We start from the raw sequence: 24,657 nt of genomic DNA, 5'->3' as shown, positions 1-24,657 counted from the left end.
CATCTGGCTGTAAATATCCCGGGGAGCGCGAGGGGCTGCCCCCTCGCACACCAACCTCTCCACTCAGCTGTTCATCGCCGCCCAAACACGCGACGGGCTGACCGGCATGTCGATGTGGTCCACCGCCTTGCCACCCGAGTTCAGCGCATCGATCACGGCATTGACCACCGCAGGCGGCGATCCAATCGCCCCGGCCTCGCCGCAGCCCTTCACACCCAACGGGTTGTGCGTGCACGGCGTCTGGCTCGAATGATCCACGGTATAGAACGGCACGTCATCGGCCCGCGGCATGGCATAGTCCATGAAGGACGCGCTCAGCAGCTGACCGTTCTCGTCATAGACGCAGTTCTCGAGCAAGGCCTGACCGATCCCCTGTCCGATACCGCCATGCACCTGGCCATCAACGATCATCGGGTTGATGATGTTGCCGAAATCATCCGCCGCGGTGAACCGTTCGATGGTCACCTGCCCGGTCTCGGGGTCAACCTCGACCTCGCAGGCATAGGCGCCGGCCGGGAAGGTAAAGTTGGCCGGATCATAGAACGCGGTCTCCTCCAGCCCCGGCTCGACCTCTAGCGGGAAGTTGTGCGGAACATAGGCCGTCAGGGTCACATCGCCCCAGGCCACCGACTTATCGGTGCCGGCCACGGTGAACTGACCGTCTTTCAGCTCGATATCGGCCTCGGAGGCTTCCAGCAGATGCGCCGCGATCTTCTTGGCCTTTTCGATCACCTTCTCGGTCGCCTTGACCATGGCCGATCCACAAACCGCCAGCGAGCGCGAGCCATAGGTGCCCATGCCGAACGGGATCTTCGAGGTATCGCCGTGCACGATCTCGACCATCGACTCGTCGATGCCGATCATGTCGGCCACGACCTGCGGAAAGGCTGTCTCGTGCCCCTGCCCGTGGCTGTGCGCCCCGACCATGACGCTGATCGAGCCGGTGGCGTTCACCCGCACGGTTGCCGCGTCATACAGGCCCGCACGCGCCCCCAGCATCCCCACGATGTTCGAGGGCGCGATACCGCAGGCCTCGATATAGCAGTTCACGCCCAGGCCGCGCAGCTTACCCCGCGCCTCGCTTTCGGCGCGTCGCGCCGGGAAGCCCGCGAAATCGGCGGCCTGTTCCAGCTTGTCCATGGTGCCGTTGTAGTCGCCGGTGTCATAGGTCAGCGCCACAGGCGTGTCATAGGGGAACTGCGTGATGAAGTTCTGCCGGCGCAGCGCCACCGGATCAACGCCCAACTCGCGCGCAGCCTTGTCGATCACGCGCTCCAGCTGATAGGTCGCCTCGGGGCGGCCTGCGCCGCGATAGGCATCCACCGGCACGGTGTTGGTGAACATCGCCCGCACGTTCACCTGAATGACCGGCGTCTTGTAGTTGCCCGCCATCAGCGTCCCGTGCAGCCAGGTCGGCACCGAACTGGAAAACGTCGACAGATACGCCCCCAGATTGGCATAGGTATGGGTCCGCAGCCCGACGAAATTGTTGTCGGCATCCAGCGCCAGCTCGATCTTGCTGACATGGTCGCGGCCCTGCGCATCCGACATGAACGCCTCGGACCGGCTGGCCGTCCACTTGACCGGGCGGTTGCACGCCTTGGCCGCGAAGGTGCAGAACGCCTCTTCTGCGTAGTGGAAGATCTTGGTGCCGAAACCGCCACCCACGTCTGGCGCCACGACGCGGACCTTGTGCTCGGGCAGGCCCAGCACGAAGGCACACATCAGCAACCTGATCACATGCGGGTTCTGCGAGGTGGTATAGAGCGTGTATTCATCCGTGCCCCGGCTGTATTCCGCCACGGCCACGCGCGGCTCCATCGGGTTGGCGACCAGACGGTTGTTCACCAGTTCCAAGGTGGTGACATGCGCCGCATTGGCGAACACCTCGTTCACCTTGTCATCGTCGGCCTCGCCCAACTGCCAGTCATAACAGATATTGTTTTTCAGATCGTCATGGACCAGCGGCGCGCCCTCTTCAGCGGCGGCTTTCATGTCCAGAACGGCGGGCAATTCCTCGATATCCACGTCGATTGCTTCGGCCGCGTCACGGGCCTGTTCCAGGCTGTCGGCCACGACGGCCGCGATCGGGTCGCCCACATGGCGCACCTTGCCTTGCGCCAGGATTGGGTGCGGCGGTTCCTGCATGGGCGCGCCATGCTTGTCGGTCACCTCCCAGCCGCAGGGCATGCCGCCCACGCCTTCGAAATCTTTGCCGGTAAACACCCGAACCACGCCGGGCATAGCCTCGGCGGCGGACGTGTCGATGCTTTTGATCCGGCCATGTGCGATGTCAGATCGCAGAAAATACACATAGGCCTGACCGCGGATGTTGATGTCGTCGGTGTAATTGCCCGCTCCGGTCAAAAAGCGCACGTCCTCGCGGCGCTTGGAACTGGCTCCGATGCCACTGTCTTTGGGCATAGCTTGTTCTCCTCCCATAAACGGATGCTTGTGCGCATCCCTGTCATCCCACGGGCGCCTCCTCCTGCGCCCGCAGCGGCATCACTCGGCAGCGATGTGGCTGACGTCCTGGCCGGACGCGGCCATGATCGCCTTGACGATGTTGTGGTACCCGGTGCAGCGGCACAGGTTGCCTTCCAGGTATTTGCGGATTTCGGCCTCGGTCGGGCGTGGGTTTTCCTTCAGCAGGGCCGCCGCCGACATCACCATACCGGGCGTGCAGAAACCGCATTGCAGGCCGTGATGATCCTGAAACGCCTGCTGGATCACGTTCAGCGATCCGTCCGGGTTGGCCTGCCCCTCGATGGTACCGACCTCGGCCCCGTCCGCCTCGAGCGCCAGCATGTTGCAGGACTTCACCGCCGCGCCGTTCACATGAACCACGCAGGCGCCGCATTGGGCCGTGTCACAGCCCACATGGGTACCGGTCAGCGACAGGTGATCGCGCAGAAAGCTGGACAGCAGCGTCCGGCCCTCGACATCACCGCTCACGGTCTTTCCGTTCACGGTCATTGAGACCTGTGTCATAAGTTCCTCCCATTTTCGTATTTATCCTTGGCCCGAGTTAAACACGGGAAAAGTCGTTTGAGAACAAAAATCTTGGCCGTTTCGAACCCGTCCGTTGGGGGGCAATTGCCAACATGTATTGCAGGTCGCCAGCGGAGCGAAACTGCCGTTACGTCACTTTGCGTTTCGCGCGGGGTTGCGGACGGGTCGGGATTTCCTTGAGCAGACCGCCGACGCCCATCGCCGCGATATCGGCACCCGTCGTCGGGATCCCGCAGGCCACCCGCGAGAGCACCCAGTCGGCCCCGTTCAACGCGGGCGAGCGTGCGCATCCCGGCAAACCGATGACCGGCCGCTTGCCCAAAGCCCCGAGAAACAACAGGTTGCCCGGATCAACCGGCATGCCGAAGCGCTCCACCTGTCCGCCCGCGCGCCGAACGGCCTGCGGCGCGACGTCCTCGACATCGGATGTGGCCGAGCCGGTCAGGATCATCACGATATCGGTGTTCATCCGGGACAATGCCTGCGCCAGAGCGTCGATCGCGTGCGGAACGATCTGCACGTCGTCCAGGCTCAGACCCAGGGCCTCGACCCGGCCGCGCATCGCGGCGATACCCTTGTCGTTGGGCGGCCCGCCGGGGATGTCGGTCACCACCAGCCCGGCGCTGCCAAACTTCGGCGTGGCAAGGCGAATGGCTCCCTTGGCCAGCTTCGCCGCACGCTGAACGTCCGCCAGCGGCACCGCGTAGGAAATGACCTTGATCGTGGCGACCATGCCGCCCGCACCCATCTGCTGATGCTGAGGAACGGTGGCCACCGTGATCATCGGGTTGACCTGATTGAACGCAAGCAGAGCCTCAACGTCCAGAACGGCAACCCCAGCTTGATCCGCAATCAGGTTGACGCGGCCCGTAAACGGATCGGTCACGCGCAAGTTGGCACCCTTCGGATCCGGGGTCAGCGCCGCGGCCAATTGGCGCGCGGCCTCGTCCTCGTGACAGTCGCCGGGTTCCAGCCGCGCTACGACCACCTCGGACACGCCCGCCTCGGTCAACAAGGCAACATGCGCGTCGCCTAGCATCATTCCCTTGCGCAGCTTTTTCGTGCCAGCCATGACCGAATGCGCAAGGATCGCACCCTTCGCGTCCGCAACCGGTAAAGGGCCGAATTTCATGCCTTGCCCCGCAGCACGGCCGTCATCTGCGCGATGATCGCAACAGCAATCTCAGCCGGTCCTGCAGCACCGATATCCAGACCGATCGGCCCATGAATGCGCTGCAACTGCGTTGCCGAGAATCCCGCTTCGGTCATCCGCTGCACCCGTTTGGCATGGGTGCGCGACGACCCCAGCGCGCCGATATAGAACACGTCCGAGTTCAGCGCAGCCTGCAGAGCCGGATCATCCAGCTTGGGGTCGTGGGTCAGCAGAACCATCGCCGTGCGCGCATCCAGACCGATGCTGGCCACGGCCTCGTCCGGCCAGTCGGTCAGCAGCTTTTCACCGGGAAAACGGGATTTGGACGCAAACGCCTCGCGCGGGTCGATGATGATCGGATCATAACCCGCGATCCGCACCATCGGCACCAGTGCCTGCGCGATATGGACCGCGCCCACCACGATCAGCCGCAAGGGCGGGTTGTGCACGGCCACGAAGGTCTGACCATCTTCTTCGAACCCCGAGCGATCCATGCGCAGCCGGTCCGCATAGGCGTTGCGACGCAGCGCGCGGTGGCCGGTCTCGACATTGACCTCATAGGCCATGGGCTCGCGCCGCGCCCGCGCCGCCACCAGTTCGGCCAGCATCGGTTCTGGCAGGACCGAGCCCACCGGCTCGACCAGAACCCGGATCGTGCCTCCGCAGGCCAGCCCGACGGCAAAGGCATCCTCGTCGCTGACACCGAATTCCAACAGGCGCGCCTCGCCCTCCTGCATGGCCTCGAGCGCCTCGACGATCACCGCGCCCTCGACACATCCGCCCGAGACCGAGCCTTCGATCCGGCCGTCGCCGCCGATGACCAGCTGGGCACCCACCCGCCGGGGCGCGCTGCCCCAGGTTTCGACGACGGTGGCCAACGCGGCTCCACGCCCTTTGCGGAACCACGCCAGAGCCATTTCCGGGCTGTTGTCAAATCTGTCCATCGGAGCCTCCCGCCTGATCCGCTTCAACATAAGCAGGTTTTGCGGGATGAAAAGCAACCCGGCACGTCACCGCGCGCCGGGCTTTCAAGGATATGCGCAGCGGGCCGTCACTCGGCCGGATGCGCTTGCCCTGAGGGTTGGCCCAACAGCCGTTCGGGCAGCGCAAAGGCAATGGCGATGAACGCCAGGCCCAGAACAATGCCCATAATGTCGCCAGGCAGGCCTGTTACAGCATCATAGCCCGACCCCGGTACGATACCGAGTGTTACCTTTCCGCCCCAGATCGGGTCGAGCAGGCCGCTGGCCTTCCACATCGGATAGGTCATCATGTAGGCCGCAGCGCCCAGCAATCCGCCCGCCACGAAGAACAGCGCGTCCTTGCGCCCCGAGGCCGCGGCCACCAAGCCCGTTCCGGGGCAAAAGCCGGCCATCGCCCAGCCGGCCCCCAGCAGCAGCCCGCCCAGGAAGACGCCGGCATAGGCCGCCTTGATCGACATGTGGCCCACATCGACCAGCCCGATCATCTGACCGCCGAACATCAGAACCGAACCAAGTCCGATGGCCAGCATGATCGCCTTGGCCAACCGCAGATCCGTCAGGTTCAGCATCTTGTTGATGGTCGAAGGGTTCGACGCGCCGGCCCGATCAAGGACCGCGCCAAATGCGACCCCGATGACAATTGCAAGTATGATCGACATCATGGCTCAGGCCTCCTTCTTGAACATCAGGATCGAAACGGTGATCGCGGCGGCAAAAGCTCCGGCGGCGAAAATGTACCCGCTGACGGCCGTCTGCATCATGCCCGACATCATGTGCCCGGACGTGCAGCCCCCGGCCAGCCGTGCCCCGTACAAAACGATGAAACCTCCCAGAAAGGCGACCAGATAGCGTTTCAACGGGTCGTCGCCGTAATTCGCCCGCCACAATGCGGGAACCTTGCGGTCCTGGCCCTCGATACCGCCCCGGGCCCTAGCCGACAGGAACCCGCCCAACATCATCGCAAGGACGAAGACAAAGGAATAGTTCAGCGGGTTCGCAACCGATTTCGCGTATTTGCCCCCGGATTTCGCCAGATAGGCGTTGGTCGAGGTATAGCCCTCATCGGTTGCGGTCACGAAATCCGGGTTGACGGCATCGGCGATGATGCCGTCCAGAATGACGAACTGCGTGGACACGCCGATCGGCTTGACCAGCAAGATCGCCAAAAAGAACACAAGGCCGAGCAGAACTCCACCCGCTTTCCAGGTCATTGGCATGGCATTTCCTCCTGAAGATTCTCACATTCCATTTCCCTTATATTTTAAGCATTCCGTTTCCTGCATGATTTGGATCAAATGGCCCGGGAGCCTCCGGTTGATTAACGCGAGCCGCCGCTCTACGCTCGCGACGCCGGTCTGCGGTATCCCTGATTTTCGAGATTTGGAGACGAACATGTTGAAACACATTTCCGCATCTTTCTTGGCGGCGCTTGTCGCGGCAGCCCCCGCCTGGGCAGACACATTCGAAAAATACGGAGAGGTCGAGGGCTGGAAGGTCTTCATCGACAACGACAAGAAATCCTGCTTGATCGAGGCCGTGGACGACGTGGAAAACGTGGTTCAGATGGGCCTGACCGAAGATCGCGGCGTGGGATATGTCGGGGTCTTTACCAAGGCCGAAACCGACATCAAGCGTGGCGAGAAGGAAGGGGTCGCGATCCTTTTGGGCGACAACCTCTATGTCGGCGAGGCAACTGGCATGAAGGGCAACATCACCAAGGGCTATTCGGGCGGCTATGTCCTGTCGGACGATCCGCAATTCGCCGATGATCTGGCGCGCCAGAAGGTGATGATCGTCTTCCCCGAGAAGTCTTTTGGCTTCACCGTCGATCTGACCGGCACCTACAAGGCCATGGAAATGGCACGCGAATGCAATGAGAAACTGATGCAGTAACTACTATGACAAAGCCGCCATCAGGCGCGCTTTTTCTCCCTGGTCGTCGGGTCTTGAGATCACGGCGGCCAGATCCTCGAGCGATGCAATAGAGTGACCGGCGCGGAAGCTGTCCACATGCGGCAGCATGGCGGCGACGCCCTGCGCCTTGGGCGCGAACCCGTCCCAGCGCAGCAGCGGGTTAAGCCAGATCAGTCGACGGGCCGACAGGTGCAGGCGTTCGATCTCTTTTTCCAGCAGATCGGGGTCACCCCGTTCCAGCCCGTCTGTGATCAGCAGCACGACGGCCCCCTGCCCCATAACTCGGCGCGACCAGTCTCGGTTGAACTGGTGCAGGCATTCGCCGATGCGCGTGCCGCCCTCCCAATCCTGCGCCTCGGCCCCGGCGGCGGCCAGCGCCGCATCGACGTCGCGCTGATGCAGGTGCCGTGTGATGTTCGTCAGCCGCGTGCCGAAGGTGAACGCATGCACCTTGGCCCAGCCGGCCCCTTTGGCGTTCGAGACCGTGTGCAGGAAGTGCAGGATGATCCGGCTGTACTGGCTCATCGACCCCGAGATGTCACACAGCGCGATCAGGTTGGGCCAGCGCGGTTTCGGTTGGACCAGCGCGATCTCTCGCAGTTCGCCGCCCTGGCGCATGGCCGCGCGCAAGGTGCGCGCCCGGTCGATCCGCCGACCCAGATGGCTGGCTTGACCACGGCGCGAGGCGATCGGGTCCACAGGCAATTGCAACCGTGCCAGAATGCGCTTGGCCTGCGCGGTTTCCGCGGTGCTCATCTGTTCGAAATCCAGCGACCGCAGCCGTTCCTCGGACGAGGCGGTCTGAGTGGCGTCAATCTCGATTTCGCTTTCGCCCTCTTGCTCCGCGCCTTTCGGTTCGTCCCGCTCGACACCGTCCAGCAAGGCCTCGGCCGCGCGTTTTTCGCCGGCCTCGGCCGCGCGTTCCTCCTGAACTCCGCGAATGGCCGGCAGCATCATCGACATCATATGCTCCAGGTATCGCGGGTCGCGCCAGTACAGGCGGAAGATCTGGGCAAACACGGTGCGATGCTCGGGTCGGTTCACGAAACAGGCGTGCAGGGTCCAGTAGAAATCCTGCTTGCGGGTGAAGCCCGCCGCCTGCACCGCGCGGATGGCGTCAACGACGCGGCCGGGGCCGATCGGCAGCCCGGCCTTGCGCAAAGCGCGCGCGAAATGGGTGATGTTCTGCGCCAGTTTCGGATCGGCCGGAATATCCAGTGGAAGCTGTTCGGCCATCGCTAGGCCCCCGGAGTGTTTTGGCGCCGCGACGACATCAGACCGGTTCGAGCGTGGCTTTGGCCTGATCCAGAATGCGCTTGGCCTCGGAGCCCTGCAGTTTCTGGATGTCGTCCTGGTATTTCAGGATCGCGCCCAGCGTGTCGCCGATCACCTCGGGGCTGAGGTTGATCACGTCCAGCGCCAGCAAGCATTTCGCCCAGTCGATGGTCTCGGCCACGCCGGGTTTCTTGAACAGGTCCTCGGTGCGCAGGTGCTGGACAAAGGCCACCACTTCGCGGCTCAGCGCCTCGGCGGCCTCGGGCGCGCGGGCGTGCAGGATCTCCAGCTCGCGGTCGAAATCGGGGTAATCGACCCAGTGATACAGGCAGCGGCGCTTGAGCGCATCATGCACCTCGCGCGTGCGGTTCGAGGTGACGATGACGATGGGCGGTTCGGGCGCCTTGATCGTGCCGATCTCTGGGATGGTCACCTGGAAATCGCTCAGCGCCTCCAGCAGGAAGGCTTCGAACGGTTCGTCCGTGCGATCCAGCTCGTCGATCAGCAGCACCGGCGGGCCAGCCGGGTCGGGCTCCATCGCCTCGAGCAGCGGTCGGCGGATCAGATAGTCGCCGCTGAACAGTTCCTCCTGCAAACCCTTCCGGTCGGACCCTCCGACCGCCTCGGCGGTGCGGATGGCCACCATCTGCGCGGGAAAGTTCCATTCATAGACGGCCGAGGACGCATCGAGCCCTTCATAGCACTGCAGCCGGATCAGGCGGCGGCCAAGTCCAGAGGCGAGGGCCTTGGCGATCTCGGTCTTGCCGACACCCGCTTCACCTTCCAGAAACAGCGGCCGGCCCAGTTTCAGCGACAGGAAAACCACGGTGGCCAGGGCGCGGCTACAGACATAGCCCTGTTCGCCCAGCATCTTCTGAACGGCGTCGATGGTATCTGGCTGGCTCATGTGTCTCTATCTCCCTTGGCACAACAGGTCATGGCTGCCGCTGCGCGTCAAGACCGTGATCTTTCCGGGACTTGCGGCAATCTGGTCGTCTGGCAAGGTTTGTTGTCACTTTCCCGTGCGGCCTACCTGTGCTAGCCCGGCGCCATGACCGATACTCTGACGCTCCGCCGCCCCGATGACTGGCACCTGCATCTGCGCGATGGCGCCATGCTGCAGGCCGTCCTGCCCGAAACCGCCCGCCATTTCGCGCGGGCCATCATTATGCCCAATCTTGTGCCCCCTGTGGTGACCGGCGCTCAGGCCGCGTCCTATCGCGACCGTATCCTGGCTGCCCTGCCCGAAGGCATGAGCTTTGAGCCGTTGATGACCCTGTACCTGACCGAGGATACCGACCCCGACGACATGGCCGCGGCCCATGCCAGCGGTCTGGTCAAGGCGGTCAAGCTGTACCCGGCAGGGGCCACGACCAACTCGGCCTCGGGCGTGCGGAATTTCGACATGGTGCGCCCCGTGCTGGAACGGATGGCCGAGATCGGCCTGCCGCTCTGCGTGCATGGCGAGGTCACCGATGCCGAGATCGACATCTTCGACCGCGAGGCGGTGTTCATCGACCGCGTTCTGGACCCGATCCGCAAGGCCACGCCGGGCCTGCGCGTGGTGATGGAGCATATCACCACCCGCGACGGAGTGGAGTATGTGCGCGCGAACGAAACCGACCTTGGCGCAACGATCACCGCGCATCACCTGATCATCAACCGCAACCACATCCTTGTGGGCGGGATCAAGCCGCACTACTACTGCCTGCCCGTCGCCAAACGCGAAGAGCACCGAAAGGCTCTGGTCGATGCCGCGACCTCGGGCGACGAACGGTTCTTTCTGGGGACTGACAGCGCCCCGCATACCGACGCCAACAAAGAGACGTCCTGCGGCTGCGCGGGGTGTTTCACCGCCACGAACACCATGTCGCTGGTGGCGGAGGTCTTTGACCGCGCGGGTGCGCTGGACAAGCTGGAAGGGTTTACCTCGGTCAACGGGCCCAGGTTCTACCGGCTGCCCGTCAACGATCAGACCATCACCCTGCAGAAGGGCGAACCGGTCACCTACCCCGACAAGATCGAAACGCGCGATGGCCCGGTCACCGTGTTCGCCCCCGGCTTTCCGCTGCACTGGCGCGTGGTCTAGTCAACCAGTAGTTTCGCCAGATCCGCTGCGCGCCCGCCGGTGCGCAGCATCGACCAGATCGCATCCGCTTCGTCCGCGCCGATCAGTTTGGCGGCCTTGTCACGGACCCGGTCCTCGCGTTCGGAAATCGAGATCGGCGCGGCCAGATCGTGGGTCGCCTCGCGCCGCGCCCCGTCCCGCCGCAGCAGCGCCAAGCGGGCCTCAGTCTCGGACAGCGTTTCGTCCGCTTCGACCGTGATCCGGTCGCGCAGCGATTGCAGGCGCGGATCGGCGCAGACCTTGTCCGTGTAGCTTTCAGGCAGGGCCGTATCGTATCCCAGCGCCTGCATTGCGATCACCGTCCGATAGGAAAACTTGGCGCCCAGCCCGGTTGTCGGCGCGGTCTGATTGCAGACGCTCATCCAACGGGGATGGGTGCGGATCTTGATCTCGGCCACCTCAGGTTCGGCGATGTCCAGATTGCGCGCCGCCTCGAGCGCGGCGTGCAGCCCGTGGCAGCAGGCGTGGAACTTGTGGCTGACGCTTTCGATCAGCCACTCATCCCCAAGTCCCGACAGAGCTGAGGCTGTATCATCGGCACCGTGATGCGTCGCGCCAAACCCGAACGGACCGGTCAGGGCGTCGGGATTGGGAACGAACCCCCGCTGCACCAGCAGCGCGGCCTCGACCCCGACCGAAGCCGCCTGCCCCGCATTGTAAGGCTTGCCCATGGTGCCAAACTGCGCCTTGAGGCCCGCCGCCCGGGTCGCGGTCAGCCCCAGAATCCGGCGCATGGCTGCCGGATCGCATCCCAGCAGGCGGGCAGCTGCCACGGCCGCTCCGAACGCCCCCGCCGTCGCGGTCTGGTGAAACCCGACCTGATAATGCCCGCGCCCCAGCCAAAGGCCGACACGGATGGACAGCTCCATCCCCACCAAGGCCGATTCCAGCAGATCGACGATGGGTTGGTCCTGCCATTCGGCCACGGCCAGTGCGGCGGGAAACACCGCCACCGAGGGGTGGCCGATATGGGCGAAATGCGTGTCGTCATAGTCCAGCGCGTGCGACACCGTGCCGTTGACCAAAGCCACAGCGCGCATCGGCGCGGTCCCGCCGCCGAACAGGGTGGCCTGTCCGGACCCGCCTTCGTCCAGCACCATCTCCCGCAGGATGCGCGAGACCGGTTCGTTGACGCCTGCGCGCCCGACCGCCAACCAATCGAGCGCGGACAAAGACGTGACGATCCTAGCCTGCGCAGTCGTGGACACGGGACCCGCGGCGAATTCGGAAAGAGCGCTTGTGAAATCAGTCATGCGGCGCAGTCTAACGTGCGCCCGCGCCGGGTAAACCCTCAGCCGTAGAGGCTGGCCGCGCGTTGTTCGAAGGCGCGCACGATCCGGTGCATCGCCTCGTTGAAGACCACGCCGATGATGCCTTGCAACACGGCGTTCTTGAACTCGAAATCCACGTGGAAGGACACGTTGCAGCCGCCTTCGGGGGCGTCCTCGAAATGCCAGTCGGATTTCATGTATTTAAACGGGCCGTCCAGGTATTCGGTGTCGATCTTCCTTTGATCGGGGTGCAGCGTAACCCGGCTGCCGAACCGTTCGCGGAACACCTTGAACGAGATCACCAGATCGGCCTCCATCACCTGCGCCTCGCCCGCCGCATAGGTCCTCCGGATCCGCGCGGCTGCACACCAAGGCAGAAACTCGGGGTATTTCGCCACATCCGCGACCAGATCATACACCTGCTGCGCGCTGTATGGGAGGTGGCGAGTTTCCGAATGAGTGGGCATGGCAACCTGGGCATTTGAAACGTGACAATGGCGCGTCATGTCGTATGTTGCGCGCCAAAGATCAAGGGGGCAGCCATGAGCCAGCGCGCATATGTGATAGATGAGATGATCTCGGCCAAGGCCATCGCGGCACGGATCGAGGAATTGTGCCGCGAAATCACTCGCGAATTCGGCGATACCGACAAGCTGGTGGTCGTAGGCCTGCTACGCGGCAGCTTCGTGTTCATCGCCGACCTGGTACGCGAACTGGACCTGCCGATCGAGGTCGATTTTCTTGAGGCGTCCTCCTATGGAGATTCAATGGAAAGCAGCCGGGAAGTGCGCATTCTCAAAGACTTGCGCGGCGCAATTGAAGGACGCGACGTGCTGGTGGTCGAAGATATCGTCGACACGGGGCACACGCTGAACCACGTCACCAACCTGTTGCGCAGCCGCCAGCCAAAACGGCTCAAGTCGATTGCCCTGCTGGACAAACCCAGCCGCCGCGAGGTCGATTTCCGCGCCGATTGGATCGGCTTTGAGATCCCGGACGAATTCGTCGTGGGCTATGGCATCGACTATGCGCAACGCAACCGCAACCTGCCCTTCATCGGCAAGGTCCGCTTTACCCAAGACTGATCCCGCCGCGGATTCGAGGCCCCATGATCCTGCGCCACCTTCTGCGAATGTCCCGCTGGGCGCGCAATCCGCCCTCGGACCAGCGGGTCAAGCTGGTACTGGGTCTAATCGTGTTGTGTCTGCTAATTGCGGTTATCGAATACATGGGCTGGTGGCCCGAATGGGCAACCAGCCAGCCGCGCAAGCTCAGCCCGTGACCGGCGCGTCCAGCACCTGACGGATTGCCGCCAGAAAGATGCCCGCGCCGACAGGTATCAGCGCGTCAGGGAAGTCATAGTCGGGGTTGTGCAGTTGCGGATGGTCAACCCCGGCCCCCAGCCAGAACATGCCGGTTTTCGACCCCTTGGCGAATTGCCCGAAATCCTCCGAAAACCTTTGCGGCGCGGTGGTCAGGCGCGGTTGCACCCCGGCCTGTACGCAGGCTTGAGCCAGGATCTGCACGGCCTCCGGGTGGTTGACGCAGGCCTCGAACACGTCGTCATAGGTGATCTCGACACCCAGCCCCTCGTCGGCCGCGGCCTCGCAGACCAGCGCCTCGGCCTGATCGACCAGTTGCGCCATGCGCGCGTCCGAGACGGTGCGCAGCGTCACCCATATCTCGGCCTCACCCGGCGCCACGCCGAATGTCGGGGCCCCCAGTTGGGCGTGGGTGACGGTGGTCAGCGCGTAATCCTCGGTCAGCTCTCCGCCCGACCCCAAGGCGGTCAGGGCCGGTATCAACTGCGCCATGGCCGAGGCCGGCGACAGCCCGTCCTGCGGAGCCGCGGCGTGCGAGGTCTTGCCTATCAGCCGCACCCGCATCCCGCGCGAGGCGCAATTGGCCGGGCCAGAGCACAGTTCGACCGCGCCCAGGTCCAGCCCCGGCAGGTTATGCAGAGAAAACAGGAAATCGGGCTGTATTTCAGCGTATTGCGGGTCGTTCCGAAAATCGCGTGCGCCCTGACCGGTCTCTTCGGCGGGCTGGAAGATCAGCACGGCCCGACCGCGCGACACCGGCGTTTGCGCCAAGTCCAGCGCTACGCCGAACACCATGGCCATGTGGCCGTCATGGCCGCACAGATGACCTTTGCCCGGAACCTGCGAGCACCAGGGTTTACCCGGCATCTCCAATATCGGCAGCGCGTCCAGTTCGCAGCGGATGCCCACGGTGGGCCCCGGCTGGCCCGAGTCGAACACGGCCGCGACCCCGTGCCCACCGATTCCGGTCAGAACCCGGCCGGTCACACCGCGCAATTGCTCGGCGATGAAGGCGGCAGTTTCAGACTCTTCACCCGAGACCTCGGGCCGTTGGTGCAACGCGTGGCGCAGCGCAGTCAGTTGCGCCAGCGCTTGCGGCGTCACGCCTGCCCCAGCTTTTTCTGTCGCGCTGCTCGCAGGCGCGCGAAATCATCGCCCGCATGGTAAGACGAGCGGGTCAGCGGCGTGGCCGAAACCATCAGGAACCCTTTGCCATAGGCGGCTTTTTCATAGGCCGCGAATTCTTCGGGCGTGACAAAGCGGTCCACGCGGTGGTGTTTCGGCGTGGGCTGCAGATACTGGCCGATGGTCAGGAAATCGATGTCGGCGGCGCGCATGTCGTCCATGACCTGGCGCACCTGCTGTTCGTTCTCGCCCAGACCAACCATGATCCCCGACTTGGTGAAGATCGACGGGTCCAATTCCTTGACCCGTTGCAGCAGCCGCAGTGAGTGGAAATAGCGCGCGCCTGGGCGCACCTCGGGGTACAGGCCCGGCACGGTTTCAAGATTGTGGTTGAACACGTCCGGCTTGGCCGCGACCACGGTTTCCAGAACCGACGGATCGCATTTCAGGAAATCCGGGGTCAGGATTTCGATCGTTGTTTTGGGGGAGCGGTGACGTACCGCGCGAATGGTCTGAGCGAAATGCTCGGCCCCACCATCGGCCAGATCGTCGCGGTCAACCGAGGTGATGACGACATGGTTCAGGCCCAGCTTTTCCACCGCATGTGCCACCCGGCCTGGTTCGAACGCGTCCAACGCATCGGGGCGACCGGTGGCGATGTTGCAGAAGGTGCAGCCACGGGTGCAGATCTCGCCCATGATCATCATGGTCGCATGGCCCTGGCTCCAGCATTCGCCCACGTTCGGGCATCCGGCCTCTTCGCAGACGGTGACCAGGTTGTTGTCGCGCATGATCCGGCGCGTGTCGGCATAGCCCTTGCCGCCGGGCGCTTTCACCCGAATCCAGCTGGGCTTTTTCGGCTGCGCATTGTCGGGCTTATGCGCCTTTTCCGGGTGACGTTGTTCAGGGATTTTCAGATCGCGCACGGGGCCGGTTTCCTGACTTTGGGTCAATTTGGTTGGTGCATAACATAAACCGGTCGGATGTATTACGCCAGCCATGCATAGCTGCCATGCGTCAGCGTTTTGCAGATGCAGAATGAAAGCGCGATTTTCTAGGAGATCGACGCTGATTTCGACATGTTTTCAGCATACAAGAGGATTTTCGCAAACGCAGCACATCCCGTGTTGAAGCCGGTTTGGAATCGTTTTAACCCACGGGCCGAATAAATGTGAATCACAGGAGATGCCCATGAAAACCGGTGCCAAGCTACCCGACGTGACGTTCCACACCCGCGTGCGCGACGACTCGATCGAAGGGCCCAACCCGTTCCGCTGGGAAGACAAGACCACGGCCGATTACTTCGCAGGCAAGCGGGTCATCCTGTTCTCGCTGCCCGGTGCGTTCACCCCCACCTGCTCGACCTACCAACTGCCGGGGTTCGAGAACAACTACGAGGCGTTCAAGGCCAAGGGCATCGACGAGATCTACTGCATGTCAGTCAATGACAGCTTTGTCATGAACAAATGGGCACAGGATCAGGGGCTGAAGAACGTCAAGGTCATCCCCGACGGGTCGGGCGAGTTCACTCGCAAGATGGGTATGCTGGTCGACAAGGCCAATCTGGGCTTTGGCATGCGGTCGTGGCGCTATGCCGCCATCATCAACGATGGCGTGGTCGAGGCGTGGTTCGAAGAGCCCGGCCTGATGGACAACTGCCCCGAGGACCCCTATGGCGTTTCGTCGCCCGAAAACCTGATGAAGCACCTGGAAAAAGCCCAGCAGCCCGAAATGGCCTGAGGCGTCAACCACCCTCCATGCAAAGGGCTCGCCAAGTGCGGGCCCTTTTTAGTTCCGGGTTTCTGACACGATGCTTTCGCCTACCTGCCGGATCACCTGGGCCAGTTGACCGAACCACACCGCCCCATCCGACGAGTCGCGCCGCACAAGGCCGATCTGCCGAGCGGGCTCCGGGGCGCCGAACCGCAGCAGTTTCAGCCCCGGAACGGCTTTGGTCTCGGAACGCGCCGCTAGTTCAGGGATCAGGGTCAGGCCAAACCCCTCGGCCACCAACCGCGACAGCGTGGCCAATGACGATGCGCCCATGTTGATATGGGCGCTGGTCCGGTCCTGACCGCACACCTCAAGCGCCTGATCCGTAAGGCAGTGCCCGTCTTCCAGCAGCATCAGCTGGGCTGCATTCAGGTCGATTGGGCGCAGAGCGTCGGGGCTGACGGTCAGGCTGTTCAGGCGTGTCTCGCTGCCAGCCAGCAGAAAGCGATCCTCGAACAGAGGCACCTCGTCCATGCCGCGCGAACCCACCGGCAGGGCCAGCACGGCGGCGTCGATCTCTCCCGCTTTCAGCATCGACAGCAGCCGCTCGGTGCGCGCCTCTCGCACCTGCACGCGCAGGGACACATCCGCTGACCGCAGACCAGCAAGGACACCCGGCAACAGATACGGTGCGACGGTCGGGATCAAACCGACCGACAGACTGCGATGCCCGGTGGAGTTGTCACGCGCAAACCGATCCAACCGTTCGGCCGCGCCCAAAATGCGCCGTGCGTGCTCAAGCGCATCGCGCCCCAACGGCGTCAGCAGAACATCACGGGCGCGCCTTTCAAATAGCGGCCCGCCCATGATGTCTTCCAACGCCCGGATCTGCACCGATAGTGCCGGTTGAGAAACGTGACACACCTGAGCAGCCCGGCCAAAGTTGCGCTGCTCGGCCACAGCGCGGAAGTATTGCAGCTGTCTGAGGGTGAAATTCATAATCCCTGACTATCACCTACGACGGCTATCGCAAGCAAAACCAATGAAGTTCGCGGCAGATCACCCGATCCGCCGGTCGCTCTCCGCCTGCATTTCGTAATGCCGCTTAAGCCGCTGGAGCGCGATCCGCAGCACGATCTTGCCCGAGCGCGCCGACCAGCCCATGCGTTTCTCGGCCAGTTCCAACCCTTCCAGATAGCAGCAGCAGCGCAAGGCCACATCGCTTAGCCCCGGCCCCAGATCCGACAACGCGCGGGCCACGCGGTCGCGTGCCTCGGAGGACCCCCGCGCAACCGGCGCATCGCCCTCGAACCCGACGCGCCCGCCGCCGGTCAGGAACCTGTCCCAGTTCTGCGTGACCTGTGGCCCCAACTGAGCCAACTCAAAATCTTCCCGCAGCCGTTCGCCGGCGCGCACCAGACTTTCATCCAAAAACGGCTTTCCATCCCGGTCCCGCCGACGCGCCAAAGCGACCAGAGGGCTTTCGGCGGCAGTGTAGCGGATCCGACGCGCGCGCGGGGCGTGGCTCGGCCGTGCCGCGTTGCGATGCTGAAACGCTGCCGGAGCCTCGGCCATGCCGAATTCCGCCCTTGCCCTGGCTCGGTTTTCCGCATCCGCGATCAACTGACCCAGCGCCGTTCGCCCTGTCGGGGTGATCCGATAGCGGCTGATCCGTCCGGGATTGTCGCACGAGATCCAGTCTTTCAAAGCCAAGGCCTGGGCGATCTTGCAATCGACAACGGCGGTCCGGGTCGCGCCGGCCGCCCCGCTATCGCGCACCACGACGGCCTTGTCCATGTCCTCGGCAACGGCCAGAACAGCGCCGGTTTCACACAGGCGGCGCAGCACGCGAAGGGCCTCGCGGTCGAACTCCTCGTCTTCGGCCGTCAATTCGCACGGCGTGGGCTCTTCGTCTGCCTCTTGCCGCCGGCTCTGGTCGGCGAAATGGGTTTGCGCAAGCGATTGCAATGCTGCATCGACCAGCGGATCGTCGCGCCGCATTTCGATGCGTCGGATCTGCCTGAGTATGGTTGACGCGTGGCATCCGGCCGATCGTGCAAGATCCCGGATCGACCGCCCCGCTTCGGTATGGGCGAGATAGCGCTGCGCGCCCTCGGGGACCCAGGTTGGAACGGTGGAAGCCATGATGTTGTCCATTGTTGTACGCCCTCGTCGACAAACCAAACTGCCAGTATCCGCCGTTGGATAAAGTGTTAACCAAATCTAACTAGGGTTGGTTTCGTTACTCGTTCGTTAACCACCAACGGCGCCAACCAGAATTGATTCAAAATCATAAACAGTGGTGAAACCATCGTTCGGAGAGAGCCCGAACAAGGCAACACCCGTTCAGGTTGTGCAACAGTGAGGCATCCAACATAGAATAAAGGATTGCCCGATGCAGGACCTGACCACGATGATCACATCCCTTCGCCGTCCCCGCCTGTTGGCTCGGGCGGCCAAACTGGGGGCACGGGACTACGACCGCAACAGGCATTTGCAGCGTGTGCTGGGTTTTGGCGCCCTGCCCGGTTCGGGGGCGGCGCTGATACGGCTGTTGGAGTTGGAGCGCGAGATGGAAGACCGGCGGCGCATCAACGATCCGGCCTATTCTCTGGTCCGTCACCTGGACATTTTGATCGCACTGGCGGGCGAGGCGCAGCTGTATCAGGCCAGCCGCGCCCCGGCCTGTCACTGATCAGGAGAAGGCGTCGGGCATCGACGCTTTCTTTTCTTCGACATAGGCGGTCAGCGCGGCCAGTTTCTCGGGGTCGAGATGCGGTTGCTGGTAATGGGCCAGCAGATGTTCGACCCGGGCCGAGGCCAGAGTGCGCGTGTCGCGCGCGCCCTCTTCTTCCCAGGTTTCAAAAGGCTTGTAGTCCAGAAGCTCAGTCTTCCAGAACGCGTCCTTGAAGTTGGCCTGGGTATGGGCACAGCCCAAGTAGTGACCGCCCGGCCCCACCTCGCGGATTGCGTCCATGGCCTGCGCGTTCTCATCATATGCAACGCCCTTGGCCATTGCGTGCAGAACGCCAAGCTGGTCGGCATCCATCACGAATTTCTCGAAATCCGCCACCAGGCCGCCCTCCAGCCAGCCGCAGGCATGCAACATGAAGTTGACGCCCGACAGCAAGCCCGTATTCAGCGAGTTCGCGGTTTCGTATGCGGCCTGTGCGTCCGGCAGTTTCGAGCCGCAGAACGACCCGGCCGAGCGGTAAGGAAGGTTCAAACGACGCGCCAGTTGGCCCGCACCATAAGTGATGAGCGACGCTTCGGGAGTGCCGAAGGTCGGCGCGCCCGAGTTCATGTCGATCGATGACACGAAAGCGCCAAAGATGGCAGGCGCGCCGGGACGGATGATCTGGCTGTAGGCCACACCGGCCAGAACCTCGGCCAGCACCTGGGTCAGCGTCCCCGCGACCGAGACCGGCGCCATCGCGCCGCCCACGATGAAGGGCGAGATGATGCAGGCCTGGTTGTTGCGCGCATAGACTTCCAGCGACCCCATCATCACGTCGTCGAACGTCATCGGCGAGTTGATGTTGGTGAGCGAGGTCATCACGGTGTTTTCCTGCACGAACTCCTTGCCGAACAGAATCTCGCACATCTCGACCGAATCCTGCGCCCGGCTGGGATCGGTCACCGAACCCATGAAGGGTTTGTCGGACAGCGTCATATGCGCCATAAGCATGTCGAGATGCCGCTTGTTCACCGGAATGTCGGTGGGTTCGCAGACGGTGCCACCCGAGTGGTGCAGCCACTTGGACATGTAGGCCAGTTTCACGAACTTGTTGAAGTCGTCCATCGTGGCATAGCGGCGCCCGCCTTTGGCATCGCGCACGAAGGGCGGTCCATAGACCGGAGCCAACACCAGGTTGCGCCCGCCGATCACCACCGATTTCTCGGGGTTGCGGGCGTGCTGCGTGAACTGGCTGGGCGCGGTCTTGATCAACTCGCGCGCAAGGCCCCGCGGGATGCGTACCCGTTCCCCGTCCACATCGGCCCCGGCGTCGCGCCAGCGTTCCAGTGCCGCCGGGTTGTCGACGAAATTGACGCCGACTTCTTCCAGCACGGTCTCCGCGTTGGTTTCGATGATCTCCAGCGCCTCGTCGTTCAGAACCTCAAAGTTCGGAATGTTGCGCTCGATGTATTTCGCCGTTTCGATCCGAACCGCCGTGCGTTCGGCCCGGCGGGCGGCGCCGCCGCCACCGCGCGCTCTGCGTCGGGTGTTTGCCTCTGTCATCAGATGACCCCGTGTGACTGTTTAGGTTGGTATGTGTGTTACTGGAATCTAGCGCGCCATCAGATGTGATTTCCGGCGCATTGGGGGAAAAAGCGACATGGTGCGTCAGGTCAACCCCTCAGATCTGGCGCATTCGGGGATCACAGGGGTTTCTCAAAGAAGACCTTGTTGCCCTGCGCGGCGACCTCGTTCCAGCCCAGATGCCGGTACATCGCGCAGGTATCCTTCATCATGCGGTGGGTCGTCAGCTTCAACCGGTCGCACCCTGACCTGATGGCCTGGGCTTCCGCCTGGGCCAGCAGCTTGCGGGCCACCCCCTGCCCCTGTACAACCGGCGAAACCGCCAGGTTGAACACCATCATCGCCTGCCCCACGGGCCCGAAGATGATAACACCCGAAATCTCGCCATGCACCTCGGCTGCGATGACGTTATGCTGCGCAATGTCATCCTCGAGGCTGGCCGCGACGTCTGGCAGATCGGGAATCCGCGCCGCCGGGTCCGCATAGGCGGCCCGGATACATGCGCGAATGGAGTCCGTGTCCCCCACAACAGCAGGTCTAAGCGTGATTTCGGTCATTCGGTGCGCTCCGCGTCACTCTTTCCCGCCAAATGACGTCAAGGCGCTTGCACATGCAAGGCTTCCGACCTAAAGGCCGGGTATGACCGAGACATCCCATGACCGCCTTCTGATCATCGACTTCGGCAGCCAGGTGACGCAGCTGATCGCGCGCCGCCTGCGCGAGTTGAACGTCTATTGCGAAATCCACCCCTACCAGAACGTCACGATGGATTTCGTGCGTGACATGGCCCCGCGCGCCATCATCTTTTCGGGCGGACCGGACAGCGTAACCCGCGAAGGTTCGCCGCGTGTTCCGCAAGAGATCTTCGACTATGGCGTTCCGATCCTTGGCATCTGCTATGGCCAGCAGGTCATGATGCACCAGCTGGGCGGCAAGGTCGAAAGCGGCCACGGCACCGCCGAGTTCGGGCGGGCCTTCGTGACGCCGCGCGGCAAGCTCGACCTGCTCGAGGGCTGGTTCACCGATGGCAAAGAACAGGTCTGGATGAGCCACGGCGACCATGTCAGCCAAATCGCACCGGGGTTCGAGGTGTTCGGCACCTCGCCCAACGCGCCCTTTGCGATCACCGCCGATACCAACCGCCATTTCTATGCCGTTCAGTTCCACCCCGAGGTGCACCACACCCCCAAGGGCGCAAAACTGTACGAGAATTTCGTGAAACTGGCCGGGTTCAAGGGCGACTGGACCATGGGCGCCTATCGCGACGAGATGATCCGCAAGATCCGCGAACAGGTCGGCGACAAGAAGGTGATCTGCGGTCTATCGGGCGGTGTCGACAGCTCGGTCGCGGCGATTCTGATCCACGAAGCGATCGGCGACCAGCTGACCTGCGTTTTCGTCGATCACGGCCTGCTGCGCAAGAACGAGGCGCAGGAAGTCGTCTCGATGTTCCGCGACAACTACAACATCCAACTGATCCACGCGGATGAAAGCGAGCTGTTCCTGGGCGAGCTCGAGGGCGTCTCGGACCCCGAGACGAAGCGCAAGATCATCGGCAAGCTGTTCATCGACGTGTTTCAGAAGCATGCCGACACAATCGAAGGCGCCGAGTTTCTGGCCCAGGGCACGCTCTACCCAGATGTCATTGAATCGGTGTCGTTTTCCGGTGGCCCGTCAGTCACGATCAAATCGCATCACAACGTCGGCGGCCTGCCCGAAAAGATGGGCCTGAAGCTGGTCGAGCCGCTGCGCGAGCTGTTCAAGGACGAGGTGCGCGCGCTGGGCCGTGAACTGGGCCTGCCGCCCAGCTTCATCGGCCGCCACCCCTTCCCCGGACCGGGCCTGGCCATCCGTTGCCCGGGCGAGATCACCCGCGAAAAGCTGCAAATCCTGCGCGAGGCCGACGCGATCTATATCGACCAGATCCGCAAACATGGCCTGTATGACGAGATCTGGCAGGCCTTCGTCGCGATCCTTCCGGTGCGCACGGTCGGCGTGATGGGCGACGGGCGCACCTATGACTATGCCTGCGCCTTGCGGGCGGTGACATCTGTCGATGGAATGACGGCCGATTACTACCCGTTCAGCCACGAATTCCTGAGCGAAACCGCCACCCGGATCATCAACGAGGTCAAGGGCATCAACCGCTGCACCTATGACATCACATCCAAGCCTCCTGGCACGATCGAATGGGAATGACACGAAGAGCCGGGCCCTGACCCGGCTTTTTTGTTGTTGTTCCAACCGCCTGTGTCTGGTTCGCTTCTCCGGCGATAGCGCAGGGATTCGGAATGAATGAGAACGCAAGGACGATGGTCAAAACGGCACTGTGGATGACCGGCGCCATCGCGTCGTTTTCCTCTATGGCCGTTGCGGGGCGCGAGCTGAGCGCCGTCCACGATACGTTCGAGATCATGATGTACCGCAGCGTCGTCGGTGTGATCGTGGTCGCCACCATTCTGACGCTGACCCAAAAATGGCATCAAGTTTCGACCCGGCGGTTCGGGCTGCATCTTGTTCGTAACACGGTGCATTTCGCGGGCCAGAACCTGTGGTTCTACGCGGTCAGTGTCATTCCTCTAGCGCAGGTTTTCGCGCTGGAATTCACGCAGCCGATCTGGGTCATTCTGCTGTCGCCCCTGTTGCTAGGCGAGCGCCTGACCCCGACACGCGCGCTGTCGGCCGTGATCGGGTTTGTCGGAGTACTGATCGTGACCCGCCCCGGCGCCACCTCGATTTCGCCGGGAGTGATGGCCGCGACAGCCTCGGCGGTTTTCTTTGCGTTGACAACGATTTCGACCAAAAAGCTGACACAGTTCGCCAGCATTGGCTGCATCGTCTTCTGGTTGACCAGCATGCAGGCGGTCATGGGGCTTGCTGCATCGGGTATCGACGGGCAGATCGCGGCGCCGACCCTGCAAACAGCGCCCTTCCTGCTGCTGGTCGGGCTGGCGGGGCTGTTGGCGCATTTCTGCATCACCAACGCGCTGGCCATCGCGCCCGCCAGCGTCGTGATCCCGTTCGACTTTGCACGTCTGCCGACGATCGCGGTTGTGGGGATGCTGTTGTATCGCGAACCGCTCAACCATTGGACACTGCTGGGAGCTGCCGTGATTTTCGGCGGTATTTTCCTAAACGTTCGAGCCGAAGGCCGTAGCAATTCTGCAACACGACATCGGGGTACACAAAACAACTAACGTTCGGTCATAGGTTGACGTTTTTTTAAACTCCGCGTGAATAGGGTTCATCGAATTCATCGCCACAACCACTCACCACAAAAGTGACGTGGCACCGGATAGTGAAAAGGGAGGAACAGATGAAAAAAGCGCTGCTACAAGCGTGCGCGTTGTGCGCGGGGGCAACGGCAGTACAGGCAGGCGGTCTTGACCGCAGCGGTCAAGGTATCAACCTGATTTTCGAGGAAGGATCAGTTGTTCAGTTTCGTCTGGGATATACAAATCCGGATGTAAGCGGCACGATGCCGGGACCTCCACTGGGGCAACCTGTTGACTCGGGAAACGTCACAAATGACTTTTTTACCCCACATTTGGGATACAAGCGGGCTCTGAATGATCAGCTTGATTTTGCGTTGATCTACGACCAGCCATATGGCGCCGATATTGCGTATGCACCAAGCTATCCCCTTTCCCAGGGTGGCGGCGCGGACGATGTGCTCCGTGCAAAAGCAGATACCGACGCGATTACGGCATTGTTCCGCTATAAATTCGACAACGGTCTCAGTGCATTGGGCGGATTGCGGGTGCAGCGCGTTAAAGCCGACGTCGGGGTTCCAATCACAGGTGACTACACTGTAAGCACCGACGCGGCGACCGATCTGGGGTATGTCATCGGCGTTGCCTGGGAAAAACCAGAAATCGCAGCTCGAGTGGCACTGACCTACAACTCGAAGATTTCCCACGACCTATCACAAACTGAGACACTTGCTGGTGGAGCCCTTACCACCGAAACATCTAGTACCATTGAAACACCACAGTCTGTGAACCTAGATTTCCAAACTGGTGTTGCACCACGTACCCTTCTTTTTGGATCGGTACGCTGGGTCGACTGGCCTCAGACCGTCTACGCTCCGCCAACCTACCCAGCAAACCCGCTGGTCGATTATGACGACGCGACGTGGACGTATTCGCTGGGCCTCGGCTATCAGTTCACCGACGAGTTCTCGGGTGCGGTGACCCTTGGCTACGAGTCGTCGACGGACAAACCTGTTTCCAACCTCGGCCCCACCGACGGTTTCTGGAGCATCGGCTTGGGCGGCACCTACTCGATGGAGAAGGCGAAAATCTCGGGCGGCGTACGCTATACCGATCTGGGCGACGCGACAGCGGACGGTGCGCCCGGTACTCCCGCAACCTTCACCGGCAACAGCGCCTGGAGCGTCGGCTTCCAGATCACCTATGCGCTGAACTGAAGACCGCCAAACGGTTGAAAACATGAACCCCGCCCAAGTGGCGGGGTTTTTCGCATGATCCGGGTCGATTG

25 protein-coding genes are annotated in these 24,657 nt (G+C 62.6%); 9 read left to right on the top strand and 16 right to left on the bottom strand.

The features are described from left to right. Positions 1-63: 63 nt before the first annotated feature. The 6 genes from AC2FME_RS08295 to AC2FME_RS08270 all read right to left on the bottom strand — a co-directional run bounded on the left by AC2FME_RS08295 (position 64) and on the right by AC2FME_RS08270 (position 6,365). On the bottom strand, positions 64-2,424 hold the full coding sequence (locus AC2FME_RS08295; RefSeq protein WP_496713134.1) for a xanthine dehydrogenase family protein molybdopterin-binding subunit: 2,361 nt from the start codon (positions 2,422-2,424) through the stop codon (positions 64-66). Between the two features lie 81 nt (positions 2,425-2,505). Further along, entirely contained in the window at positions 2,506-2,991 is a 486-nt protein-coding gene (locus AC2FME_RS08290) for a (2Fe-2S)-binding protein (protein ID WP_073279505.1), read from the bottom strand. Positions 2,992-3,139: 148 nt separating this feature from the next. Beyond that, positions 3,140-4,144 (bottom strand): molybdopterin-binding protein, encoded by a 1,005-nt coding sequence (locus AC2FME_RS08285; RefSeq protein ID WP_496688238.1) that lies wholly within the window; start codon positions 4,142-4,144, stop codon positions 3,140-3,142. Next, positions 4,141-5,109, bottom strand: a complete 969-nt coding sequence (locus AC2FME_RS08280) for an XdhC family protein (protein WP_496800164.1) — start codon at positions 5,107-5,109, stop codon at positions 4,141-4,143. The genes AC2FME_RS08285 and AC2FME_RS08280 overlap by 4 nt, the downstream gene beginning before the upstream one ends. 107 nt (positions 5,110-5,216) lie before the next feature. Then, on the bottom strand, positions 5,217-5,810 hold the full coding sequence (locus tag AC2FME_RS08275; protein ID WP_496800163.1) for a DUF6691 family protein: 594 nt from the start codon (positions 5,808-5,810) through the stop codon (positions 5,217-5,219). Between the two features lie 3 nt (positions 5,811-5,813). Continuing rightward, entirely contained in the window at positions 5,814-6,365 is a 552-nt protein-coding gene (locus AC2FME_RS08270; RefSeq protein ID WP_496679757.1) for a YeeE/YedE thiosulfate transporter family protein, read from the bottom strand. 175 nt (positions 6,366-6,540) lie between these two features. On the opposite strand from AC2FME_RS08270, the gene AC2FME_RS08265 reads away from it, so the two are divergent. Next, positions 6,541-7,041, top strand: a complete 501-nt coding sequence (locus tag AC2FME_RS08265) for a hypothetical protein (protein ID WP_496679754.1) — start codon at positions 6,541-6,543, stop codon at positions 7,039-7,041. A 3-nt stretch (positions 7,042-7,044) separates the two neighbouring features. On the opposite strand, the gene AC2FME_RS08260 is transcribed toward AC2FME_RS08265, so the two are convergent. Together AC2FME_RS08260 and AC2FME_RS08255 are read right to left on the bottom strand one after the other, a co-directional pair. Next, on the bottom strand, positions 7,045-8,298 hold the full coding sequence (locus AC2FME_RS08260; RefSeq protein WP_496800162.1) for a vWA domain-containing protein: 1,254 nt from the start codon (positions 8,296-8,298) through the stop codon (positions 7,045-7,047). 37 nt (positions 8,299-8,335) lie between these two features. After that, complete coding sequence (locus AC2FME_RS08255; RefSeq protein ID WP_496688230.1) at positions 8,336-9,244, bottom strand: AAA family ATPase; 909 nt, start codon at positions 9,242-9,244, stop codon at positions 8,336-8,338. A gap of 144 nt (positions 9,245-9,388) precedes the next feature. Between AC2FME_RS08255 and pyrC the strand changes: the two genes are divergently transcribed. Continuing rightward, positions 9,389-10,426, top strand: a complete 1,038-nt coding sequence (pyrC, locus tag AC2FME_RS08250) for a dihydroorotase (RefSeq protein ID WP_496800161.1) — start codon at positions 9,389-9,391, stop codon at positions 10,424-10,426. Here pyrC and AC2FME_RS08245 read toward each other — a convergent pair. Then, positions 10,423-11,718 (bottom strand): MmgE/PrpD family protein, encoded by a 1,296-nt coding sequence (locus AC2FME_RS08245; protein WP_496800160.1) that lies wholly within the window; start codon positions 11,716-11,718, stop codon positions 10,423-10,425. The two genes, pyrC and AC2FME_RS08245, sit on opposite strands and share 4 nt — an antisense overlap. Positions 11,719-11,756: 38 nt before the next feature. Beyond that, positions 11,757-12,203 carry a type II toxin-antitoxin system RatA family toxin gene (locus AC2FME_RS08240; protein WP_496688227.1) on the bottom strand — a complete coding sequence of 149 codons (447 nt, stop codon included), beginning with the start codon at positions 12,201-12,203 and terminating at the stop codon, positions 11,757-11,759. Positions 12,204-12,278: 75 nt separating this feature from the next. On the opposite strand from AC2FME_RS08240, the gene hpt reads away from it, so the two are divergent. After that, the gene (hpt, locus tag AC2FME_RS08235) at positions 12,279-12,821 is read left to right on the top strand and encodes a hypoxanthine phosphoribosyltransferase (protein ID WP_149775254.1); all 543 of its coding nucleotides are present in this window, start codon (positions 12,279-12,281) and stop codon (positions 12,819-12,821) included. Positions 12,822-12,868: 47 nt separating this feature from the next. Further along, positions 12,869-13,018 (top strand): hypothetical protein, encoded by a 150-nt coding sequence (locus AC2FME_RS08230; RefSeq protein ID WP_496680788.1) that lies wholly within the window; start codon positions 12,869-12,871, stop codon positions 13,016-13,018. Here the strand turns inward: AC2FME_RS08230 and AC2FME_RS08225 are convergent. After that, on the bottom strand, positions 13,008-14,162 hold the full coding sequence (locus AC2FME_RS08225; protein ID WP_496800159.1) for an amidohydrolase: 1,155 nt from the start codon (positions 14,160-14,162) through the stop codon (positions 13,008-13,010). The two genes, AC2FME_RS08230 and AC2FME_RS08225, sit on opposite strands and share 11 nt — an antisense overlap. Beyond that, a complete protein-coding gene (lipA, locus tag AC2FME_RS08220) occupies positions 14,159-15,109 on the bottom strand; it encodes a lipoyl synthase (protein ID WP_170419103.1) in 951 nt (316 codons plus the stop codon). Before lipA ends, AC2FME_RS08225 begins: the two co-directional genes overlap by 4 nt. A 265-nt stretch (positions 15,110-15,374) precedes the next feature. On the opposite strand from lipA, the gene AC2FME_RS08215 reads away from it, so the two are divergent. Continuing rightward, on the top strand, positions 15,375-15,923 hold the full coding sequence (locus tag AC2FME_RS08215) for a peroxiredoxin (RefSeq protein WP_496727570.1): 549 nt from the start codon (positions 15,375-15,377) through the stop codon (positions 15,921-15,923). A 48-nt stretch (positions 15,924-15,971) separates the two neighbouring features. Here AC2FME_RS08215 and AC2FME_RS08210 read toward each other — a convergent pair whose 3' ends face one another. Beyond that, positions 15,972-16,895 (bottom strand): LysR substrate-binding domain-containing protein, encoded by a 924-nt coding sequence (locus AC2FME_RS08210; protein WP_496741348.1) that lies wholly within the window; start codon positions 16,893-16,895, stop codon positions 15,972-15,974. A gap of 60 nt (positions 16,896-16,955) precedes the next feature. Then, positions 16,956-18,053: a DUF6456 domain-containing protein gene (locus AC2FME_RS08205; RefSeq protein ID WP_496800158.1), complete on the bottom strand. Its 1,098-nt coding sequence runs from the start codon at positions 18,051-18,053 to the stop codon at positions 16,956-16,958. 238 nt (positions 18,054-18,291) lie between these two features. Here AC2FME_RS08205 and AC2FME_RS08200 point away from each other — a divergent pair, with 238 nt between their 5' ends. Next, positions 18,292-18,591, top strand: a complete 300-nt coding sequence (locus AC2FME_RS08200; protein ID WP_496800157.1) for a DUF6477 family protein — start codon at positions 18,292-18,294, stop codon at positions 18,589-18,591. Here AC2FME_RS08200 and AC2FME_RS08195 read toward each other — a convergent pair whose 3' ends face one another. Both AC2FME_RS08195 and AC2FME_RS08190 read right to left on the bottom strand, forming a co-directional pair. Then, the gene (locus AC2FME_RS08195; protein WP_496800156.1) at positions 18,592-20,136 is read right to left on the bottom strand and encodes a trimethylamine methyltransferase family protein; all 1,545 of its coding nucleotides are present in this window, start codon (positions 20,134-20,136) and stop codon (positions 18,592-18,594) included. A gap of 140 nt (positions 20,137-20,276) precedes the next feature. Continuing rightward, positions 20,277-20,714: a GNAT family N-acetyltransferase gene (locus AC2FME_RS08190; protein ID WP_496800155.1), complete on the bottom strand. Its 438-nt coding sequence runs from the start codon at positions 20,712-20,714 to the stop codon at positions 20,277-20,279. Between the two features lie 82 nt (positions 20,715-20,796). Here AC2FME_RS08190 and guaA point away from each other — a divergent pair, with 82 nt between their 5' ends. The 3 genes from guaA to AC2FME_RS08175 all read left to right on the top strand — a co-directional run bounded on the left by guaA (position 20,797) and on the right by AC2FME_RS08175 (position 24,586). Further along, positions 20,797-22,356, top strand: a complete 1,560-nt coding sequence (gene guaA, locus AC2FME_RS08185) for a glutamine-hydrolyzing GMP synthase (protein ID WP_496680807.1) — start codon at positions 20,797-20,799, stop codon at positions 22,354-22,356. Between the two features lie 113 nt (positions 22,357-22,469). Then, a complete protein-coding gene (locus AC2FME_RS08180) occupies positions 22,470-23,354 on the top strand; it encodes a DMT family transporter (RefSeq protein WP_496800154.1) in 885 nt (294 codons plus the stop codon). A gap of 119 nt (positions 23,355-23,473) precedes the next feature. Further along, positions 23,474-24,586: an OmpP1/FadL family transporter gene (locus AC2FME_RS08175; RefSeq protein WP_496800153.1), complete on the top strand. Its 1,113-nt coding sequence runs from the start codon at positions 23,474-23,476 to the stop codon at positions 24,584-24,586. Positions 24,587-24,657 lie beyond the last annotated feature (71 nt).

It is taken from the genome of Ruegeria sp. BHSC026 (assembly GCF_059613065.1).
The sequence above is the reverse complement of the archived record's forward strand: the minus strand, read 5'-3'. Positions and strand labels throughout refer to the sequence as shown.

What these genes read in the sequence shown, in the direction of transcription:
- AC2FME_RS08280 (WP_496800164.1), bottom strand. Translation starts at nt 5,109, where the DNA reads ATGGACAGATTTGACAACAGCCCGGAAATGGCTCTGGCGTGGTTCCGC.
- AC2FME_RS08240 (WP_496688227.1), bottom strand. Translation starts at nt 12,203, where the DNA reads ATGCCCACTCATTCGGAAACTCGCCACCTCCCATACAGCGCGCAGCAG.
- AC2FME_RS08260 (WP_496800162.1), bottom strand. Translation starts at nt 8,298, where the DNA reads ATGGCCGAACAGCTTCCACTGGATATTCCGGCCGATCCGAAACTGGCG.
- guaA (WP_496680807.1), top strand. Translation starts at nt 20,797, where the DNA reads ATGACCGAGACATCCCATGACCGCCTTCTGATCATCGACTTCGGCAGC.
- AC2FME_RS08205 (WP_496800158.1), bottom strand. Translation starts at nt 18,053, where the DNA reads ATGGACAACATCATGGCTTCCACCGTTCCAACCTGGGTCCCCGAGGGC.
- AC2FME_RS08215 (WP_496727570.1), top strand. Translation starts at nt 15,375, where the DNA reads ATGAAAACCGGTGCCAAGCTACCCGACGTGACGTTCCACACCCGCGTG.
- AC2FME_RS08190 (WP_496800155.1), bottom strand. Translation starts at nt 20,714, where the DNA reads ATGACCGAAATCACGCTTAGACCTGCTGTTGTGGGGGACACGGACTCC.
- AC2FME_RS08255 (WP_496688230.1), bottom strand. Translation starts at nt 9,244, where the DNA reads ATGAGCCAGCCAGATACCATCGACGCCGTTCAGAAGATGCTGGGCGAA.
- AC2FME_RS08210 (WP_496741348.1), bottom strand. Translation starts at nt 16,895, where the DNA reads ATGAATTTCACCCTCAGACAGCTGCAATACTTCCGCGCTGTGGCCGAG.
- AC2FME_RS08230 (WP_496680788.1), top strand. Translation starts at nt 12,869, where the DNA reads ATGTCCCGCTGGGCGCGCAATCCGCCCTCGGACCAGCGGGTCAAGCTG.
- AC2FME_RS08285 (WP_496688238.1), bottom strand. Translation starts at nt 4,144, where the DNA reads ATGAAATTCGGCCCTTTACCGGTTGCGGACGCGAAGGGTGCGATCCTT.
- hpt (WP_149775254.1), top strand. Translation starts at nt 12,279, where the DNA reads ATGAGCCAGCGCGCATATGTGATAGATGAGATGATCTCGGCCAAGGCC.
- AC2FME_RS08295 (WP_496713134.1), bottom strand. Translation starts at nt 2,424, where the DNA reads ATGCCCAAAGACAGTGGCATCGGAGCCAGTTCCAAGCGCCGCGAGGAC.
- AC2FME_RS08245 (WP_496800160.1), bottom strand. Translation starts at nt 11,718, where the DNA reads ATGACTGATTTCACAAGCGCTCTTTCCGAATTCGCCGCGGGTCCCGTG.
- AC2FME_RS08200 (WP_496800157.1), top strand. Translation starts at nt 18,292, where the DNA reads ATGCAGGACCTGACCACGATGATCACATCCCTTCGCCGTCCCCGCCTG.
- AC2FME_RS08265 (WP_496679754.1), top strand. Translation starts at nt 6,541, where the DNA reads ATGTTGAAACACATTTCCGCATCTTTCTTGGCGGCGCTTGTCGCGGCA.
- AC2FME_RS08180 (WP_496800154.1), top strand. Translation starts at nt 22,470, where the DNA reads ATGGTCAAAACGGCACTGTGGATGACCGGCGCCATCGCGTCGTTTTCC.
- AC2FME_RS08195 (WP_496800156.1), bottom strand. Translation starts at nt 20,136, where the DNA reads ATGACAGAGGCAAACACCCGACGCAGAGCGCGCGGTGGCGGCGGCGCC.
- AC2FME_RS08270 (WP_496679757.1), bottom strand. Translation starts at nt 6,365, where the DNA reads ATGCCAATGACCTGGAAAGCGGGTGGAGTTCTGCTCGGCCTTGTGTTC.
- AC2FME_RS08290 (WP_073279505.1), bottom strand. Translation starts at nt 2,991, where the DNA reads ATGACACAGGTCTCAATGACCGTGAACGGAAAGACCGTGAGCGGTGAT.
- pyrC (WP_496800161.1), top strand. Translation starts at nt 9,389, where the DNA reads ATGACCGATACTCTGACGCTCCGCCGCCCCGATGACTGGCACCTGCAT.
- AC2FME_RS08175 (WP_496800153.1), top strand. Translation starts at nt 23,474, where the DNA reads ATGAAAAAAGCGCTGCTACAAGCGTGCGCGTTGTGCGCGGGGGCAACG.
- AC2FME_RS08275 (WP_496800163.1), bottom strand. Translation starts at nt 5,810, where the DNA reads ATGATGTCGATCATACTTGCAATTGTCATCGGGGTCGCATTTGGCGCG.